This window comes from Streptomyces sp. HM190 (genome assembly GCF_009857135.1).
GTDB lineage: Bacteria > Actinomycetota > Actinomycetes > Streptomycetales > Streptomycetaceae > Streptomyces > Streptomyces heilongjiangensis.
The window spans coordinates 42,140-58,490 of record NZ_CP047318.1 but is presented as its reverse complement, the minus strand read 5'-3'; the positions used below and the strand labels follow the sequence as shown (position 1 = coordinate 58,490).

Here is a 16,351-nt window from a genome sequence, read left to right as displayed (position 1 = left end):
CGGGGCAAGGTGGACTGACCCCCACGGGCTAGGGACATCGACGCCCGCCAGCAAGGGGACCTGAGGGTGCCGGAAGGACCCCCACGCGTGTGGGGAAGGCGTCTTGTAGTCGACCGCGACCGCGCGCACCGTGGACCGACCCCCATGCGTGTGGGGAGGACGGCAAACTCATCCTGGCGGACATCCGCATGCGCGACAGACCCTCACGTGTGTGGGGAAGACGAGCTTGCGTGTCCGGAGTGCTGGGGCAAGGTGGACCGACCCCCACGGGCGTGGGGAGAACCTGAAGGGCGTGCTGCTGGCCTGGGCTTTCGTGGACAGACCCCCACACACGGAGGGGAAGGCCGCGCATCGCTCAGCTCGCCGCCCTGCTGTACGGCTGACCCCCACGCGCGTGGGGAAGACCGCAGAACCGTGTGGCCCGGACCGCGAGTGAACGACAGACCCCCACGGGTGAGGGGAAAAAGCCGCCGTTATCGACTGGCTGACGGACAACTACGATCGACCCCCATGCGCGTGGGGATAGCAGCCCGCGTCGGCAGGTGTTGACGGCCAGAGTCGACAGACCTCCACGGGCGTGGGGAAGCGACCGTTGGCCCAGGAATATTTGTTCGACGACGGGAGGCAGACCCCCACGCGCGTGGGGAGGGCACCCCGCTGGTATCCAGTCTTTCCCCGCGTGCTGGGCAGACCCCCACGTGTGTGGGGAGAACAGATGGATCTTCAGGGCGGAGAGGTAGGCGCCTGGCGGACCCCCACGGCATGTGGGGAGTGTTCCTGGAACCACCGAGACCATATCCATCAGCCAGGCAGACCCCCACACGTGTAGGGACGCCGAGTGCACCTTCGGCAGCGTCAACACGCTCGACGGACCCCCGCGCGCGTGGGGAAACAGGGCCCTGAGAGGCCCGTGATGACCAGCAGGGGCGAACCCTCACAGGATGAGGAAACCGGCGAAACCCGGATCGCAGGCTACACCCTGCCTTCCCGGGGACGTGTGCCGGGGGAGGTGCTCTGCATGCGGCAGGATAGGTGCAACACCCGTGATTCCAGGGTGGGTTGACGTAGAGCGGGAGCGTTCAGTGGGGGTGCGGGAGGATGCCTGGCGCGGCGGGATCGATCTGACGCCGTGGGGCAAGTTCGACCGCGGCGTGTGGGCGGTGTATCCGCTGCTGTTTCATCTGCTGGATGTCGCGGCGCTCGCTGGCGTGGTCTGGGACCGGTACCTGACCCGCGGTCAGCGCCGACTGATCGCCGCCGGACTGGGGCTCACTCTGGCTCAGGCGCGCTGCCAGGTGATGTTCATCGCCGGCCTGCACGATCTGGGCAAGTTGTCGGCGTTCCAGGAACAGGAGGCGTATCCCTGGGCCCGGGTCAGCGACACCCTGCGCGCGGACATCCGTGACTGGCAGCGTATGCCGCACGAACGGGCGTCCATGCACAGCGCGCTGCACCTGCTGGCCGAGGCCGGCTACCCAGCGGACACCTCCGACAGCCCCGGAGTGCTCGTCGCCCAGATCCTGGGCGGCCACCACGGCCGGTTCCTGCAGGTCGACATCGACGGCGCAGCCAAAGCCTCCCGGGTCAACCTCGCCATGGGCGGGCCGGCATGGCAGGATCTGCGCCGCCGCTACTTCGCCCTGCTGCGCCATCTGACCGGCGCCACCGCGGTGCCCGCGGACGTGTCGGTGCCGGCGGCCGTGCTGATCACCGGAATCGGCATCATCGCGGACCGGCTGGCCAGCCAGCGCCACTACTGGCTGCCCAAGGCCCAGGCGCCCGCCTTCGGCGCCGGCGAGCACTTCGCCCAGGCCGTCCGGGACGCCCCCGCCGTGGTAGAGGAGTCCGGGCTGGCCCGCATCACTCTGCCGCAGGTGCCGTTCACCCAGGCCCACGGCGGTCTGGAGCGGCCGAACGCCCTGCAGGCCTCCGTGATCGGGCAACTCACTGCCGCGGTGGGGGACAAGGGACCTGGCATCCTGGTGGTCACCGACGCCACCGGCGGCGGAAAGAGCGTCACCGCGCTGGAAGCAGCACGGATCTTCAACGCCTCCGGGGACACGGCCGGCATCCTGTGGCTGCTGCCGACCATGGCCACCACCGATGCCGCCTACGACCTCCTCGAGGCCTACGTCTCGGCCCACCATCCCGAGCACGCCCCGGTCTCCCTGGTCCACAGCCACAGCTACGACAACACCTCCTATACCGACCACCGCCTGGCCGCCCACGACCCCTCCACCAGCGACGCCTACTGGCCCGACAACAGCGACGGCGACGATGAGGAGAGCAAGTCGGCTGCGGGGGAGCGGCCCGAAGAACGCGTCACGGTGCCCGACGGCTGGCTGCGCGGCTGGGACAGGGCCCTGCTGGCCCAGTTCACTGTCGCCACCCACGACCAAGCCCTCATGGCCGCCATGCCGGTCCGCTTCAGCGCCCTGCGCATGCTGGCCCTGTCCGGGCGGACCGTCATCATCGACGAAGTCCACGCCCTGCCCCCGTACATGCGGCAGACCCTGTCCCGGCTGCTGCACTGGCTCGGCGCCCTGGGCTGCCCCGTGGTGCTGCTGTCCGCGACCCTGCCCGGCCACATCAGCAGCCAACTCGTCAGCAGCTATCTCGACGGCGCCGACCACCCGCACCCCGAAACAGCCCACCTGGACTGCCGGCCCCCCTACCCGGGCTGGCTCTACGCCGCCGCCTCGGACGCCTCCCTCACCCGCATCGACCCGGCCGCGGCCAAAGCCCACGCCGACCGCCACCGCCGCCGCGCCGACCTCCGTCTCCACCCGGTGCGCCACCCGTCCTGCACCGACCCCGAAAACACACCCGCCCGGGAGAGCCGCCTGGAGCGGATCACTCAGGAGATCGCCCCCGTCGCCCGCTCGGGCGGCTGCGCGGCGGTGTACTGCGCCACCATGGCCGACGCCCAGACCACCTACACGCATCTGCGTACCGCCCTCGACTGGCCGCACGGCGGCCCTGACGGCCAGCTGCTCCTGCTGCACGCCCGCCTGCCCGGCTACCAACGCGAGGCCCTCACCCGCCGTATCCGCACCGCCCTGACCTCAGCCGGCGAGCGCCCCGGGCGGCTGGTAGTCGTCACCACCAGCCTGCTGGATATGAGCCTCAACATCGACGTCGACGTCATGGTCAGCGACCTGGCGCCCCTGCACACCCTCCTGCAACGCCTGGGCCGCCTGTGGCGCTTCGACCACATCAAGCGGCCCGACTGGCTGTGCGGCGGTCGCCCCCGCCTGATCGTCCTGGAGCCCACCGACCATCGCGGCCGCACCCTCCTCCCGCCCGCCTGGCGCCCCCTGGACTCCCCATTCCTGCCGCTCGCCACCGCCGCCTATCTCGCCCGACGGCCCGAGCAGCCGCTCACCCTGCCCGAGGATGTGCAGCAGCTCGTGGAAGCCGTACACGGAGACGCCGACACCCTGGCCCGCACCGATGCCGCCCTGCGCCGCAGCCACACCCTGCACCAGGCCCGCACCCGCACCGAGGAACACCACAGCCTGCTGCACCTGGTCCCGGCCTGGCACGACACCCTCTCGCTGTCCGATCTGCACCGCCAGAACCTGCACCCCCGCGAGGCCGCCACCCGCCTGGGCGCCATGCCCCGCCGCCTCCTGCCCGTCTATCGCGTGTCCGGCGGCCGCCTCACTCTGGACGCGGCCGGCACCCGGGCGCTGCCCGAGCACCGCAAACCGACCACCGCTCAGATCCGCACGATCCTCCAGCACACCCTGCCCGTCCCCGCCGCCTGGGTCGCCGGCCGCACAAGAGACCACCACATCCCCGAGTCCTGGCGCAGTCACGCCCTCCTCGCCGACCTCGTCCTGCTCCTGCAGGACGCCGGCGATCCCTCCCGGCCGGTGCGCTTTGGCCGGCACCGTCTGCACCTCGACGGCGCCCTGGGACTGGTCCACACCGAAGACTGAGCCGCTTCCCGCCCCACGCCGCCTGCCCGAACCCCCTCATAGGCATCGCTGTTGCAGGAAGGCCGGACCTTCCTGCCCGGGGCACGCAGCTGCGCGGTGCCAGAAGACAGAAGACCGCGAATTCTCATCTCAGGCCGCCAGGACTTCTCATCCGATGCCCCCTGCCGCGGCTGGGACCAGACAGGACCTGACATCTGAGCGAGAACCGGCAGTGACATCGAAATGAGAAGTGACAGCCGTCGCGCCCGTCGGCACGGATCGAGGAGGGCGATACAGAAATGTCTCACCTTCAAAAAAGGGACACCGACCGGTAATTGTCGGCTGGACTATGTGGTTCGGAAGCTGCTCGTCTATAGCTAATATGGAAAACGCGGAGCCGGGCTGACGTTCGAGTCCGGTCTCGCGCGCCCTGCCTGCTGCGCCGTGTGCACCGCACCCTTGGTGCCCCCGTGGTGCAGGGGCGGCACGTCGGCGTGGCCTGACCCGGCCCGCGCCCGCCCCGTCTGCCCCCTCCTTTCCTGCCGCCCTGGTGCGCTCCTTGTGCCTTGGCCTGCGCAGAATTACCGCTCCGGCGCGCGAGTCTCCCCGAAATACATCTCTTGTTCGCACCCGGCAATGGATCCTGTGTGTCTTCCCCGCATTTTGAGACCGACAAAGAACCGTGCATTCCCGTCCTCTTCCCGGACGGACGCCAGGAGGAGTTGGGGTGGCGGGACGTGCTGCTGCGCGCCCACCTCATCAAGGACCTGGCACTTCCCGTGCCGCCGGCGGCATCTGCCGTCTTGCGCCTGCTCGTGGTGATGGCCGCACGGGTCAGCGGCCTGGACGCACGAGGACAGCGGCGCATGACGGTACGTCAGTGGGCTGCCCGCCGAAGGGAGTTACTGGCGCATCCCGCCGGGTTCGACCCCGACGCCGTTCATGCCTACTTCGACAACTACATCTGGGACCTGTTCCACCGGGCGCGGCCGTTCCTGCAAGACCCGAGACTGGCCAGCCAGTGCCCGCAACGTGCCGGCGTCAACAAGCTGGTCTTCGGCCGTCCCGAGGGCAACAACCTTTCCTGGCTCAGCCCGCACTCCGACAGCGACCCGCAGCCGGTGCCCAGCGCCCAGGCGCTGTGGCACATGCTCATCCACCACTACTACGGCGCGGCCGGCCAGTGGTCCGTGCGCACCGTTGGGGGCCGCTCCCTCAACCGGGCGAAAGCCGGCCCACTGCGCTCGAGTCTGTCCTTCCACCCCCTGGGCCGGACCCTGTACGAGACCCTTCTGGCCGGCATCCCCAAGCCCGACCCGTCCTGGCCGGACGCAGTGGACCACTGCCCGTGGGAGGAACCGCTGCCCGACCCCGACCCTGACGACGACGGTGACCCCGTCGAGGGCCCGGACCCCGATGCCGCGCCGCCGTCGGTGTCCTCACCGGGCCGTCTGCTGACCGGCCGCTCGCGTCACGCCGTCCTTCTCATCCCGGCGCCGGACGGACGCCAGGTGACCGACGCCTACCTGACCTGGTCTACCCAGAAGAAACTCCCGGCCCTCGACCCGTACCTCATCCATCACGTCCATGCGGACGAACCGGTCACCCGGCGCCACCGACCACGCCGCGCGGACGCCGACCGGGCCCTGTGGCGCGACCTGGATGCCCTGCTGCTGGCGGGCGACGAGGACGACCGCAAAGGCACTCAGGCAAAGAGCGGCAAGGGCCGCTACACCGTCCAGCGCCCCGACGCCTTCACGACCCTCAACGACCTGCCTCCTGACCTGCGCGCCGTCCTGCGGGTGCGGGTCTACGGATTCGACCAGGACGGCAAGACCACCAACCGCACCTGGTACACGGCCCTGACCCCGCCGATCTGGCCCTGGATGCAGGAATGCGACCCGGCCGCGGCCGAGCGGGTCGCCGCATGCCGCAAGGCCGCCGAAGAGATCGGCGCCCACCTCGACCGCCTCTCCCAGGACGCCTGGAAGCAGACCACCAACTCCGGCAGCCCCCGGCACCTGCCGCCCTGGACCCGCAGCGCCCGCACCCTGTACTGGCCCCGTGCCGAGGCCACCTTCTGGAACCTGCTGGACAACCCCGCCCTCAGCGCCCGCGCGGCGTTCGCCGCGGACGCCATCGAGGCCCTGCGCACCGCCACCCGCCCGGCGATCGCCCAGCACTTCCGCGCCGCCGAAGCCGTCGCCACCGCCCTGGCCCAGCTGCGCCTGCGCAGCCGCTGATCCTCCCTCACCACATCCCTCTGCCCACTCTTTCTTGCCGCCTTATCGGAGGCTGCCGCCCCTATGCCCGTCACCACCGCGCAACGCCGCGCCCACTACGACGACTTCGTCCACCAGGTCATCACCCTGTGCGCGGTCAACGGCATCCGCGCCGACCTCAACTCGGGCTTCGGACGGCCCGTCGCAGAGTGCTCCCGGATGCCCGAGCACCTCACCCGGCACATCGCCGGCTTCGGAGCACGCCGCGCCCACTACACCGTGGCCTCACTCATCGCCCTGCACCGCGACCTGCCCCACCAAGAAGGCCCCTACCAGCCGGAGCAGGCCGCCCCCGGCAAGGACCAGGACGCCACCACCACACCGGCCGCGAACACAGCTCCGGCATCCGACCCGTCGGGTTCGGCACCGGCGGCGAGCACGGCTGAGCGGCCCTGGCGCCGCCGTCCCGATCTCGGCACCCACCTCGCCATCGCCGTGGCCCGCTACGGCTTCAAAGAAGCCACCATGACCAACCGCGTCAAAACCCTCACCCGGCTCGACACCTCGCTGCTGCACCCGCGGCTATGGACGCTGACCGGCCACCTGAACAGCCGCGGCGCCGCCCGCCTCGACTTCGCCGTCCTGCTGGAAGACCTGGCCTGGTGGGACGACGACCAACTCGAGATAGCGGCCCGCTGGCGCGAGAACTACTTCCTCACCCTGCACACCCTGACGTCCAAGGAACAGTGACATGACCGCCTACGCCCCCGCCCGCTACGCCGACTTCCACATCCTGCACCCGCTGCCCGCCTCCCTCCTCAACCGAGGAGAGGACGACCTGCCCAAAACCCTGAACCTCGGCGGCGCGGTCCGAGCCCTGGTGTCCTCACAGTCCTGGAAGCGGGCCGTGCGCCTGCGCCTGGAGGACGTCCTGGACGAACACGCCGCCCGCACCCGCATGCTGCCCCTACGGGTGGCCGACGCCCTGCGCGCGGCCGGCTGGCCCACCGACCTGGCCGCCTTCGCCGGAACCCAGGTCGTGCGCTCAGCCACCACGGAAGGCCTCAAGACCGAGGAAAACCAGCGCGGCATCACCTCGGCCACCCTCTACCTGCCGCGCGACGTCCTCGATGACCTCACCGACCTGTGCACCGAACACCGCCCACAACTCGAAGAAGCCCTCGCCAAGGAAACCGCCGCACAGACCGCCCCGGCCAAAGGCACCCGCAAGAAGCCCAAGGCCGAGGCCGTCCTGCCCACGCCCAGGGTTGCTTCCGTGATACGCCGGCGCACCGCGACCATCAACCTCTTCGGCCGCATGCTCGCCGAGGTGCCCGACGCCCACGTCGACGGCGCCGTGCAGATGGCACCCGCCTTCACCGTCCACCCCAGCTCACCCCAGCCCGACTATTTCACCGCCGTCGAGGACTGGGCAGCCCCGAACGAGGCCGGCAGCGCCCACCTGCAGACCGCGTTCTTCACCACCGGCCTGCTCTACCGCTACGCCACGGTCAACCTCACCGAACTGACCCGCAACCTGAACGGCGACCACGACCAAGCCCTGCACCTGCTGGGCCTGTTCGCCGACGCCTTCATCGACGTCATGCCCGGCGCGAAGAAGACCTCCACCGCCCCGCACACCTACCCCCACCTGGTCCACTACACGATCCGTGACCGCCGCCCCGTCTCCTACGCCGCCGCTTTCGAACAGCCCGTCAAGCACGCCCCCGGCGGCGGCTACACCGCTCCCGCCATCACCGCCCTGTCCGAACACGCCGCCGGGCTGAACCGGATGCTGGGCACCCGCCGCCTCGTCGGCTGCGGCTACGCCACCCTGCACCCCGGCCCCGTCTACCACCTCGGCACCGCCCACGCCGGCCTCGACGACCTCATCGACGCCCTCACCAAAAACGCGGCCCTCCCCACCGGGCCCCTCGTATGAACGGCATCCTGCTGCGCCTGGCCGCACCGCTGATGTCGTTCGGAGAACACGCCGCCTTCCACTACCGCGACACCCTCCCCTTCCCCTCCCGCTCGGCCCTCATCGGCCTGTTCGCCGCCGCCGACGGACGCCCCCGCAGCGAAGCCCTCGCCCCCGACCCGGCCACCGGCCAAAACCCCTACACCGACCTGACGTTCACCGTCCGCATCGACCGCCCCGGCACCCGGCACACCGACTACCACACCGTCGGCGGCGGCCGCCCGCACCGCCAGGGCCTGCGCACCAGCAGCGGCGCCTACCGCCCCCGCGAGAAGTCCACCCTCATCACCGAACGGGTCTACCTCGCCGACGCCGTCTTCACCCTCGCCGTCCAAGGACCCGACCCGTTCCTGGAACACCTCCTGAAGCGGCTCGAACAACCCGCCTTCGGCCCCTACCTCGGCAGGCGCGCCTGCCTCCCCAACGAACCACTCGTCCTCGGCGGCCCGCACCCCGACCCCATCGGTGAACTCCTCCACCACGTCCCCCTCAGCCTCACCACACCACCCCGCGCAGACCAGGCCACCGTGCCCGTCGCCTTCGTCTGGGAACACCCGCCCTCCCACGTACCTGCCGCACACAGCGAACGCGAAGTCGCCGACGTCCCCCACGACTTCACCCCCACACGCCGCTTCCACAAGACCCGCCGCACCTGGCACACCACCGAAGACCTGCCCGCCACCCTGTACGCCCCACCGCCCGCACTCACCGAACTGACCGCCTACATCCACCAGGACGCCACCCCGTGACCAGCACCCCAACCGCCGCCCTCGCCACCACAGCGACACTGACCCGGATCCGCCTCAACCGCCGCAGCCCGGCCGCCCGCCGTGACCTGGCCGACGCCGTCAGCCTGCACAAGAGCGTGATGCTCCTGGCCCCCGACGACCTCGGCGAAAACCCCCGGCAGCAGGCCGGCCTGCTCTTCCGCCTGGAAGACGCCACCGAAGGCACCCCACCCACCCTGCTCGTCCAATCCCACCAGCCGCCCGACCTCACCCGCCTGCCCCACCACTACGGCACCGCCGAAACCCGACCCCTGCACCCCATGTTCCAGGCCCTGACCCCCGGCCGAGCGGTGCGCTACCGCATCACCGCCAACGCCAGCGCCGCCCGCCGCGTCCTGGACGACCACCACCCCGTCGACAACAAGCACGGCAGAAAAATCGTCGCGCTCTACGGCGACGACGCCCTCGCCTGGTGGCAGCGCCGCGCCCACCAAGCCGGCCTCACCCTGGCCACCACCGACATCACCCCCGCCCGCTTCCCCCGCACACGCCGCCGCGTCGACAAGCCCGGCGAACAAGCCCACCCCCTGGGCCCCGTGCACGCACTGACCCGCTTCGACGGCCTGGCCACCATCACCGACCCCGACCAACTCAGCCACGCCCTGCTCACCGGCATCGGCCGCGGCAAGCCCTACGGCGCCGGCCTGCTCACCCTCGCCCCCGCCTGACCCACCGCCCCGACGTCCACCACCCCAAGGAAGCCGCCCGAACGCCTGTGCCCGCCACACCACCACCTAACGGCCCCTACGACCTGACCTCCCTGCGCGCCGCCGCCGTACGCCGACTGCTGCGCCTGCGCGACGCAGACCGCCTCGCTCACCACGATGTCCGTACCGTCGCCGCCGGGTTCGACGTCCACTGGCGCACGGTGCGCCGCTGGATGGACAACGCCGACGCCCACCACGGCACCTACACCCCCCAAGGCCGCCGCCACTTCACCCTCACCCCGGCCATGCACGACGCCCTGGCCCGATGGAACGGCAACGCGGCAGCCACCTACCGCGAACTCATCGCCGACGGCATCTTTGGCAACCCGCCCCGCGTATCCCAGGCAACCTTCTACCGCGCCGTAGACCGGGAACTCACGCCCGGCCAGCGTGCCGCCCTCAGAGGAGGCGAAGCAGCCCGCCGCCGACACGACGTACACGCCCTGCGCCCACACGGCAACCGCAACGACGTCTGGGAAACCGACCACGTCGAAGCCAGCGTCTTCGTCAACATCGACGGACGCCGCAGCAAACCCTGGATCACCTGGTTCATCGACCACACCACCGCCGTCATCTGCGGCCTGGCCATCACCCCCCACCAGCCCAGCCAGGACGCCATCCTGGCCGCCGCCCGCGACGCCATCCTCTGCACGGATCACCACCGGCCCTTCGGCGGCATCCCCCGCAAGATCCGCACCGACCGCGGCCGCGACTTCCTGGGCAAGTGCGTGGACGAGGCGTTCAAAAAGTTCGGCACCGAACTGATCGTCCTGCCGCCCTACAGCCCCCACCTCAAAGGCACCGTCGAAGCCATCAACGGCGCCGCCAAGCACATGCTGTTCAAAGGACTGCCCGGCTACGCCCACACCCCCCGAAGCCGCCGCGACCGCCGCGGCCAGCCCTTATGGGCCCTTCACGAACTCCTCGACTACGAAACCTTCGTCACCGTCGTCCTCGACTGGGTGGACTGGTGGAACAACGACCACACCATCGCCCGCCTCCACCGCCGCACCCCCGCCCAGGCCTGGCACGCCGACCTCACCCCCATCGACACCCTCGACCCCGCCGACCTGCACACCTACACCCTCACCGACGCCGGCCCACCCCGGAAGATCACCAGCAAGGGCGTCCGCTGGAAAAGCGCCTACTACGTCGGCGACTGGATGCACGGCCACTCAAGCGCCGGCGAAATGGTCCGCCTGCGCCACGAACCCCACCACTACCACCGCGTCGAACTCTACGACGCCGACACCCTCACCTACCGCGGCCCCGCCTTCCGCAGCGACGAAATGAGCCCCCGCCAAGCCCGCGCACTGCACAACGCCCGCCGACGCGAAGCCGACCGCTACGCCGCCAAAGCCCGCCGAGCACGCAAAAACGCCACACCCCGCTACGCCGCCACCAGCGTCGCCGCCGCGCCCGAACCCCTCAACCGGCTCACCGCCAGCCAGGCAGCCGCCCAGCTACGCCAGTTGCAGACACCGGAAGGTCACCTGCAGGCCCAGGCCCGGCCCGACCTCCTCAACCGGCCCCAGCCCGACTCCGCCCGCTGGACCAAGCCCCGGCCCGGCCCCAAGCCCCAGGACACCGAGTGACCCACGCGAGCACCACGCCCGACAACCAGTCGGCCGCCGGCCCCAACTACCACTACATGGGACTGCCCGGCGCCCGCGCCATGCTGACCCAGGCCAGCGCAGAGACCTACGCCAACCTCGTCACCACCCTCAACGCCGACGCCGGCAAGGGCGCCATCATGTGCGTCCACGGCGGCGTCGGCCTGGGCAAGACCTTCGCCGTCAACAGCCACCTCCACGACCTCGCCCCCCACACCACCCTGCGCATCAAGGTCGGCTCCGCCAAAATCCAGGCCCTGCGCGCCGCCCTGTACAAAAGGCTCGACCTGCCCGGCGAGGCCCCCCTCAACAGCACCCGCTGCGAAACCATTCTCAAGGAAGCCCTGTCGGAAACCCCGCGCGTTCTGGTCGTCGACGAAGCGCAGTGGCTGGACACCCGGGCCTTCGAATTCATCCGCGAGCTCTGGGACGACGAGGACACCCGCCTCGCCGTCGTCCTGGTCGGCGCTGAAACCTGCTACCAGAAGATCAAGAACCGTCCTGCTCTGGACTCCCGCATCCTCGTCTGGCAGCGCTACAAGCCCCTCACCCCAGCCGAAGTCCTCACCGTCATCCCCGAATACCACCCGCTGTGGGCGGACGCACCCACCGACGAACTGCTGTGGATCGACGACGTCGCCTGCCACGGCAACTTCCGCCAGTGGGCCAAAATCACCTACCTGCTCCGGGAACAGCACGGCGGCCCCGGCTCGAAGGGAGCCGGTAGCACGGGGCCGACGAACCCGCCCACTCCACACGGCGCGGCCGCACCACTCCCTCCCTACAGCCGGGACCTCGTGCGCGCCGTCCTCAGTCGCCTCGACCCCACCCAACGTCACACCGACTGAAGCGCCACCCCGGCGTCTGGGCGCATCCGCACCGTCACCGGCGCTGGCGGTGCGGCACCGGCGGCCATCCGTGATACTCCAACGCCCGGTCATCCTCAACGCGGGGGAGCGGCTGGCACATCCACGCTCCCGGAGGGGGCGAACAATCACCAGCCCGCCCAGCCAGCGCACCACACGGGCCGGTTGCTCCGGAGCCCCGTCTCGGTCCACGAAGCCGTACTCGACCGGTGCCCGCTTACTGCTCAGCAGCTGGTTGGCCGCGTTCGTTGAGGGCGGACCCCCACCCGCGTGGGGAACAACGAGGTGGTGACGCCGCCAGTGGCGCGGCCGTGGATAGACCCCTACTTACGTGGGGATGCTCCCTTGCTGACCTGCGAGGCCAGCTCTATCGAAGAGGATCCTACTCGTGTGGTCCGGGCGGCAGTCAGCAGTGCCTTCTGCCGAGGGCAAGGCGGAGCACGCGAACCGGGCCGAACAGGCGGGTCGGCCACCGGCCTTGGCGGCCTTGTCGGGCGAGCCGCACCTCTCGCGTGGCAGCTGTTCCCGGGGGCTCTGGGTGCGGGCTGGTTAGTGGCTGTTGTCGGTGAGGGTTCCGCGCTGCACCAGCTCGTCGGCGGTGCAGCCGCGTCGCTGCGCCATTGCGTGGAAGGTTTCCCGCTCGCGCTGCCAGGACAGGGCCCGGTCGGCTGCAGTCTGACGGATGTACTCATCGGCGGACAGGCCGAGAGCGGCGGAGTGGGCGGCGATCGCTTCTCTTTCCGCGGCCGTGAATGTCATCGTGGTGGCCTCCTTTGGCCGGTGGAACTGCTGCTCGGCGGGGTGCCGGGTGTTAACCCGCGCAGGTCATGACGCTAGCCGTTGCGCGGGCTTCAGCTGGCGCTCGGTGCGGGGCGGGGTGGGTGTTGATCCATGAGAGGCCGCCGAGGTCGAGGTGGTGGCGGGCGCGGGTGACAGCGACGTAGGCGAGGCGGGCATCGGTGTCGCTGACAGGTTCGGGAATGGGCTGGCCTTGGGCGTCGTGCTGGTCGGTGTCCTTGGGCGGGGGAAAGTCGTCGGCGATTTTGACGGTGAGCCATTCGCGGCCCTTGGCGGTGTGGGCGGTGGAGACGGTGACGTCGGCGTGCTGTTCGTCGGTGAGCTGGTCGACGGCGGTGAGGATGGCGTCGGGTCCGTGGGTGTCGACGAGGTCGACGAAGGGCTGGAGGTCGCGTCCTGCGGGGTCGTGGGCGGCGTAATCCTGCAGTTCGCCCCAGGAGGCGAAGAGCACGAGTTCGGGGTGGGAGGTGCGGCGGCCGTCTTTGAGGTCGCGGGCCGCGAGGGCGAGCGCGGCCAGCTGCTGTCCTCCGCGGGTGAGGGCGACGCGGTGGCCGACGGCGAGCAGACGCATGACTTCGGCCATGGCGCCGATGTTGGTGCGGCACAGCACCGCGTCCGGCCGGTCGAGGCTGCCGATGTCGGTGGGGATGGTGTCGCTGCCGGTCAGGCGGATGGGGGCGTCGGCGAGGGTGAGCCACCGGTTGGCCTCTTCGGCGATCAGGGGGCCGAAGCGGAAGGAGCGGGTCAGGGTGAGAGGGGTGGCGTCGAATCCGGTCATCACGTCCCGGGCGCCGCGCCAGCCGTAGATGGCCTGGGCGGAGTCGCCGACCATGACGAGCTGTGCGTGGTCGCGTTGGGCGGCGAAGACCTCCTCGAGGACCGGGTTGGTGTCCTGGGCCTCGTCGAGGAAGAGGAAGTCCTCTTCGATGGTGGGTGCGGTAAGGGCCCACATTTTGAGGTAGTGGTCGTGTTCGAAACGGACCACGCCCTGATCGGGGTTGTGCAGATCGGCCCAGGCTTTGGTCGCGAACGGCATGACCTCGTCGGCAAGTCGGGCATGGTCGCCGGGTGTGTCCAGGCCACGCAATCGTGGCACGTGGTGGCCGGTCAGGGCGCGGTCGGCGGAGTAGCAGTAGCGGGTGACGGTGCGCAGCACGGTGTGGGAGAGCGCGCGGGGGCCGATCTCGTGAGCACCGATGCGGACCGGACGCGTGATACCGAGCGCCTGGCCGGTCTTCCACGCGGGCTGGCGGGGGCTGTTGAGCCGGCGGGTGTAGCGGTGACCGACGGCGGCGAAGGCTGTGGCGTGAGCGGTCTTGCACAGCACCGTGCGGGGGAAGCGGCCGGCGGCGTCCTGGGCGATGTTCTTGTTGAAGGCGAGGTAGCGGCCGCGGCGGTGGGTTCCGGCCGCGAGGAGGCCGAGGGTGCTGGTCTTCCCTGTCCCGGCGCCGGCCTGCAGAACGAGATGGTGACCGGCCCGGAAAACGTCGGCAGCGTGCGCCTGTTCGTCGGTGGGCGTGTGCAACAAGAACTCCGCGAAAGAGAAGAAAAACATCGGAAGGGGAAAGGGATGATGAGTGAGGTCTGCGGTGTGGGCTGCCGTCCCGGCAAGGTGCAGCGTCCGGGATGGGCTCGCAGCGCTGCCGGGACGCAGTGTGATGCCGGCTGTGCAGGATTCGGGCCGCGCAGACCAGTACTTCTTCGATGGTGGGGTGGTGAGCAGGCTCGCGAGCCGGTTCTCCGGGCGCCGGGCGCGTTCCTGCTCACGCCGGGCACGGTCCGCGGCCACGTACCGGCCGAGCACATCCTGCGGCCGCTGCTCCAGATCTGTTGCGGCCCGGCGGAGGACCGCACCTGCTCAAGAGGCCGAGAACGATGTTGAGCAGAACCCGGCCGTGCCGGTTGGGGCGGTGCGTGGTCAGGATGCCGATCGGCAGTCGCATGCCCCGTTGGTGCCGTAGCACGTGCAGGGCACCGCCCAGGCTGCGCGCTCTGCACTGCTATCAGCTGGGTACGGTCCGCGTTCGCGGTCGGCCGGACGCATGCCCGGGCATGCCGGAGCCTGCCCTGGGTGGCGGGCCTGGGCAGGGTGAGCTCGAGGGAGTGGAAGGGCGTCATGGGCCAACTGCCTCGTGTGCCCTGCCGGTGGGGCCTGGGCGTCGGGTGCGGGTGGGAAGGCGGTTGTGGATGTGCTCGTGGTGGGCCAGGGGGTCGAAGGGCTCCCAGTCGGCCACCGCCAGGTCGGCGGCCGTGGGGATGGCGGCGTGCTGCGGGCAGCGCTGGGCGCGCCAGCGCAGCTGCTCGACGTACGGGATGGCGCTGAGGTCGTAGATGGCCATAACCGCGGAGGGCAGGGCCAGCTGCCCGCTCGTCGCGGTGGCCGGGACCAGCCTCCAGGTGCCGGCCGGGGTCTCGGGGGAGAGCAGAGTGCTGGTGCAGCGGTGACGGCGCCGGGTCTGGGCGATGCACTGGATCTCGTCCACCGGGCGGGCGGCGAGGTAGCGCACGTACAGCAGTTGCACGACGGGGCGGGCCGGGCGGCAGTCTGCCGAGTTCTTCCGTTGGGGTGCCGGGCCGTCCGGGGAGGCTGAGCAGGGGGTGAAGGCGCCGGTGTCGATCAGGCGGCGGGTGTTCACGGCCAGCGACCGGCGCAGCCCGGTCAGCTCGGGCGGCGGCGGGGGAGTGTCGCGGGCGGGACAGACGACGGCGTGCGGCAGACGGCACCAGCTGCTGCCGTCCCCGCCCAGGTAGGCGACACCGGAGCTGACGTGCCAGCGGCACACGGCGGGCACCCGGGCGGCCGGAAGCTCGTGCGGATGAAGGCGGACGGGCCGCCGAGCGCCGCGGTGGTACCACTCGATCCGGTTGCCGCACTCGCGGCACCGGTCGCCCTGACCGCAGCGCAGCAGTCGGCTGACGCCGTCGGGGGAGACGTGCAGGGAACGGCGCACGCGGTGGACGAGGGGGCTTCCGTCCCAGCGCCGGGCCGGGGGAGGTGTGGAGCGCATGCGGGCGAACCTGCCAGCCAACACGCCGCATCCGCGGCAGCAGCTCCGCCGGATCGCCCGGTCAGCCCCATCCGGTGCGACTGGCGTGCGAATGCGTGATCGCGTGTTTGGGCGGGTCTCGCCGGTTCGGGTGATCTGCGGCTGGCACCCGGGCGCGGAGTCAGTCCCCAGCCGGGCCGGGCAGGTCGTGCCCGCGGCACAGGGTGCTGAAGAGCTCGTCGAGCGGGGTGTTCAGGGCGTGGGCGAGAGCGTGCCAGGTCTTCAGCGTGCCGATGGTGCGGCCCTGCTCGATCTCGATGACGGTGCGTCTGGCCAGGCCGCTGCGGGAGGCAAGCTCGTCATAGCTCCACCCGCGCGCGGCCCGCAGGCGCGCGAGTTCGAACCGCAGCGCAGTGAGGTCCGGATCGGGCGGCAAGATCGTCACCCGTCCATCCGACGGTGCAGA

Annotated in this window: 12 protein-coding genes; 8 read left to right on the top strand and 4 right to left on the bottom strand. The window is 70.7% G+C overall.

The annotated features are described in order from the left end of the window. Positions 1 to 1,088 precede the first annotated feature (1,088 nt). From cas3 to GSY65_RS00160, 8 genes are all read left to right on the top strand, one after another. Entirely contained in the window at positions 1,089 to 3,944 is a 2,856-nt protein-coding gene (gene cas3, locus GSY65_RS00195) for a CRISPR-associated helicase Cas3' (RefSeq protein WP_236579629.1), read from the top strand. 626 nt (positions 3,945 to 4,570) lie between these two features. Further along, complete coding sequence (gene casA / locus GSY65_RS00190) at positions 4,571 to 6,166, top strand: type I-E CRISPR-associated protein Cse1/CasA (RefSeq protein WP_236579628.1); 1,596 nt, start codon at positions 4,571 to 4,573, stop codon at positions 6,164 to 6,166. 63 nt (positions 6,167 to 6,229) lie between these two features. Next, a complete protein-coding gene (locus tag GSY65_RS00185; protein ID WP_159765106.1) occupies positions 6,230 to 6,895 on the top strand; it encodes a type I-E CRISPR-associated protein Cse2/CasB in 666 nt (221 codons plus the stop codon). Position 6,896: 1 nt separating this feature from the next. Next, complete coding sequence (gene cas7e, locus GSY65_RS00180) at positions 6,897 to 8,087, top strand: type I-E CRISPR-associated protein Cas7/Cse4/CasC (protein ID WP_159765104.1); 1,191 nt, start codon at positions 6,897 to 6,899, stop codon at positions 8,085 to 8,087. After that, the gene (gene cas5e / locus GSY65_RS00175) at positions 8,084 to 8,875 is read left to right on the top strand and encodes a type I-E CRISPR-associated protein Cas5/CasD (RefSeq protein ID WP_159765102.1); all 792 of its coding nucleotides are present in this window, start codon (positions 8,084 to 8,086) and stop codon (positions 8,873 to 8,875) included. The genes cas7e and cas5e overlap by 4 nt, the downstream gene beginning before the upstream one ends. Further along, a complete protein-coding gene (cas6e, locus tag GSY65_RS00170; RefSeq protein WP_159765100.1) occupies positions 8,872 to 9,582 on the top strand; it encodes a type I-E CRISPR-associated protein Cas6/Cse3/CasE in 711 nt (236 codons plus the stop codon). Before cas5e ends, cas6e begins: the two co-directional genes overlap by 4 nt. Positions 9,583 to 9,629: 47 nt before the next feature. Then, on the top strand, positions 9,630 to 11,216 hold the full coding sequence (locus GSY65_RS00165; RefSeq protein WP_159765098.1) for a Mu transposase C-terminal domain-containing protein: 1,587 nt from the start codon (positions 9,630 to 9,632) through the stop codon (positions 11,214 to 11,216). Then, entirely contained in the window at positions 11,213 to 12,082 is an 870-nt protein-coding gene (locus GSY65_RS00160; RefSeq protein ID WP_236579627.1) for an ATP-binding protein, read from the top strand. Before GSY65_RS00165 ends, GSY65_RS00160 begins: the two co-directional genes overlap by 4 nt. Before the next feature lie 567 nt (positions 12,083 to 12,649). On the opposite strand, the gene GSY65_RS00155 is transcribed toward GSY65_RS00160, so the two are convergent. The 4 genes from GSY65_RS00155 to GSY65_RS00140 all read right to left on the bottom strand — a co-directional run bounded on the left by GSY65_RS00155 (position 12,650) and on the right by GSY65_RS00140 (position 16,330). Further along, a complete protein-coding gene (locus tag GSY65_RS00155) occupies positions 12,650 to 12,859 on the bottom strand; it encodes a hypothetical protein (protein ID WP_100572703.1) in 210 nt (69 codons plus the stop codon). A gap of 52 nt (positions 12,860 to 12,911) precedes the next feature. Continuing rightward, entirely contained in the window at positions 12,912 to 14,423 is a 1,512-nt protein-coding gene (locus GSY65_RS00150; protein ID WP_159775454.1) for a UvrD-helicase domain-containing protein, read from the bottom strand. A gap of 589 nt (positions 14,424 to 15,012) precedes the next feature. After that, positions 15,013 to 15,906, bottom strand: coding sequence for a DUF6083 domain-containing protein (locus tag GSY65_RS00145; RefSeq protein WP_159765096.1), 894 nt, complete (start codon positions 15,904 to 15,906; stop codon positions 15,013 to 15,015). 160 nt (positions 15,907 to 16,066) lie between these two features. Then, entirely contained in the window at positions 16,067 to 16,330 is a 264-nt protein-coding gene (locus tag GSY65_RS00140) for a helix-turn-helix transcriptional regulator (RefSeq protein WP_159765094.1), read from the bottom strand. Between the last annotated feature and the right edge of the window lie 21 nt (positions 16,331 to 16,351).

Coding starts and splice junctions, on each gene's coding strand:
- GSY65_RS00185 (WP_159765106.1), top strand. CDS start 6,230: ATGCCCGTCACCACCGCGCAACGCCGCGCCCACTACGACGACTTCGTC.
- cas7e (WP_159765104.1), top strand. CDS start 6,897: ATGACCGCCTACGCCCCCGCCCGCTACGCCGACTTCCACATCCTGCAC.
- cas5e (WP_159765102.1), top strand. CDS start 8,084: ATGAACGGCATCCTGCTGCGCCTGGCCGCACCGCTGATGTCGTTCGGA.
- GSY65_RS00155 (WP_100572703.1), bottom strand. CDS start 12,859: ATGACATTCACGGCCGCGGAAAGAGAAGCGATCGCCGCCCACTCCGCC.
- GSY65_RS00145 (WP_159765096.1), bottom strand. CDS start 15,906: ATGCGCTCCACACCTCCCCCGGCCCGGCGCTGGGACGGAAGCCCCCTC.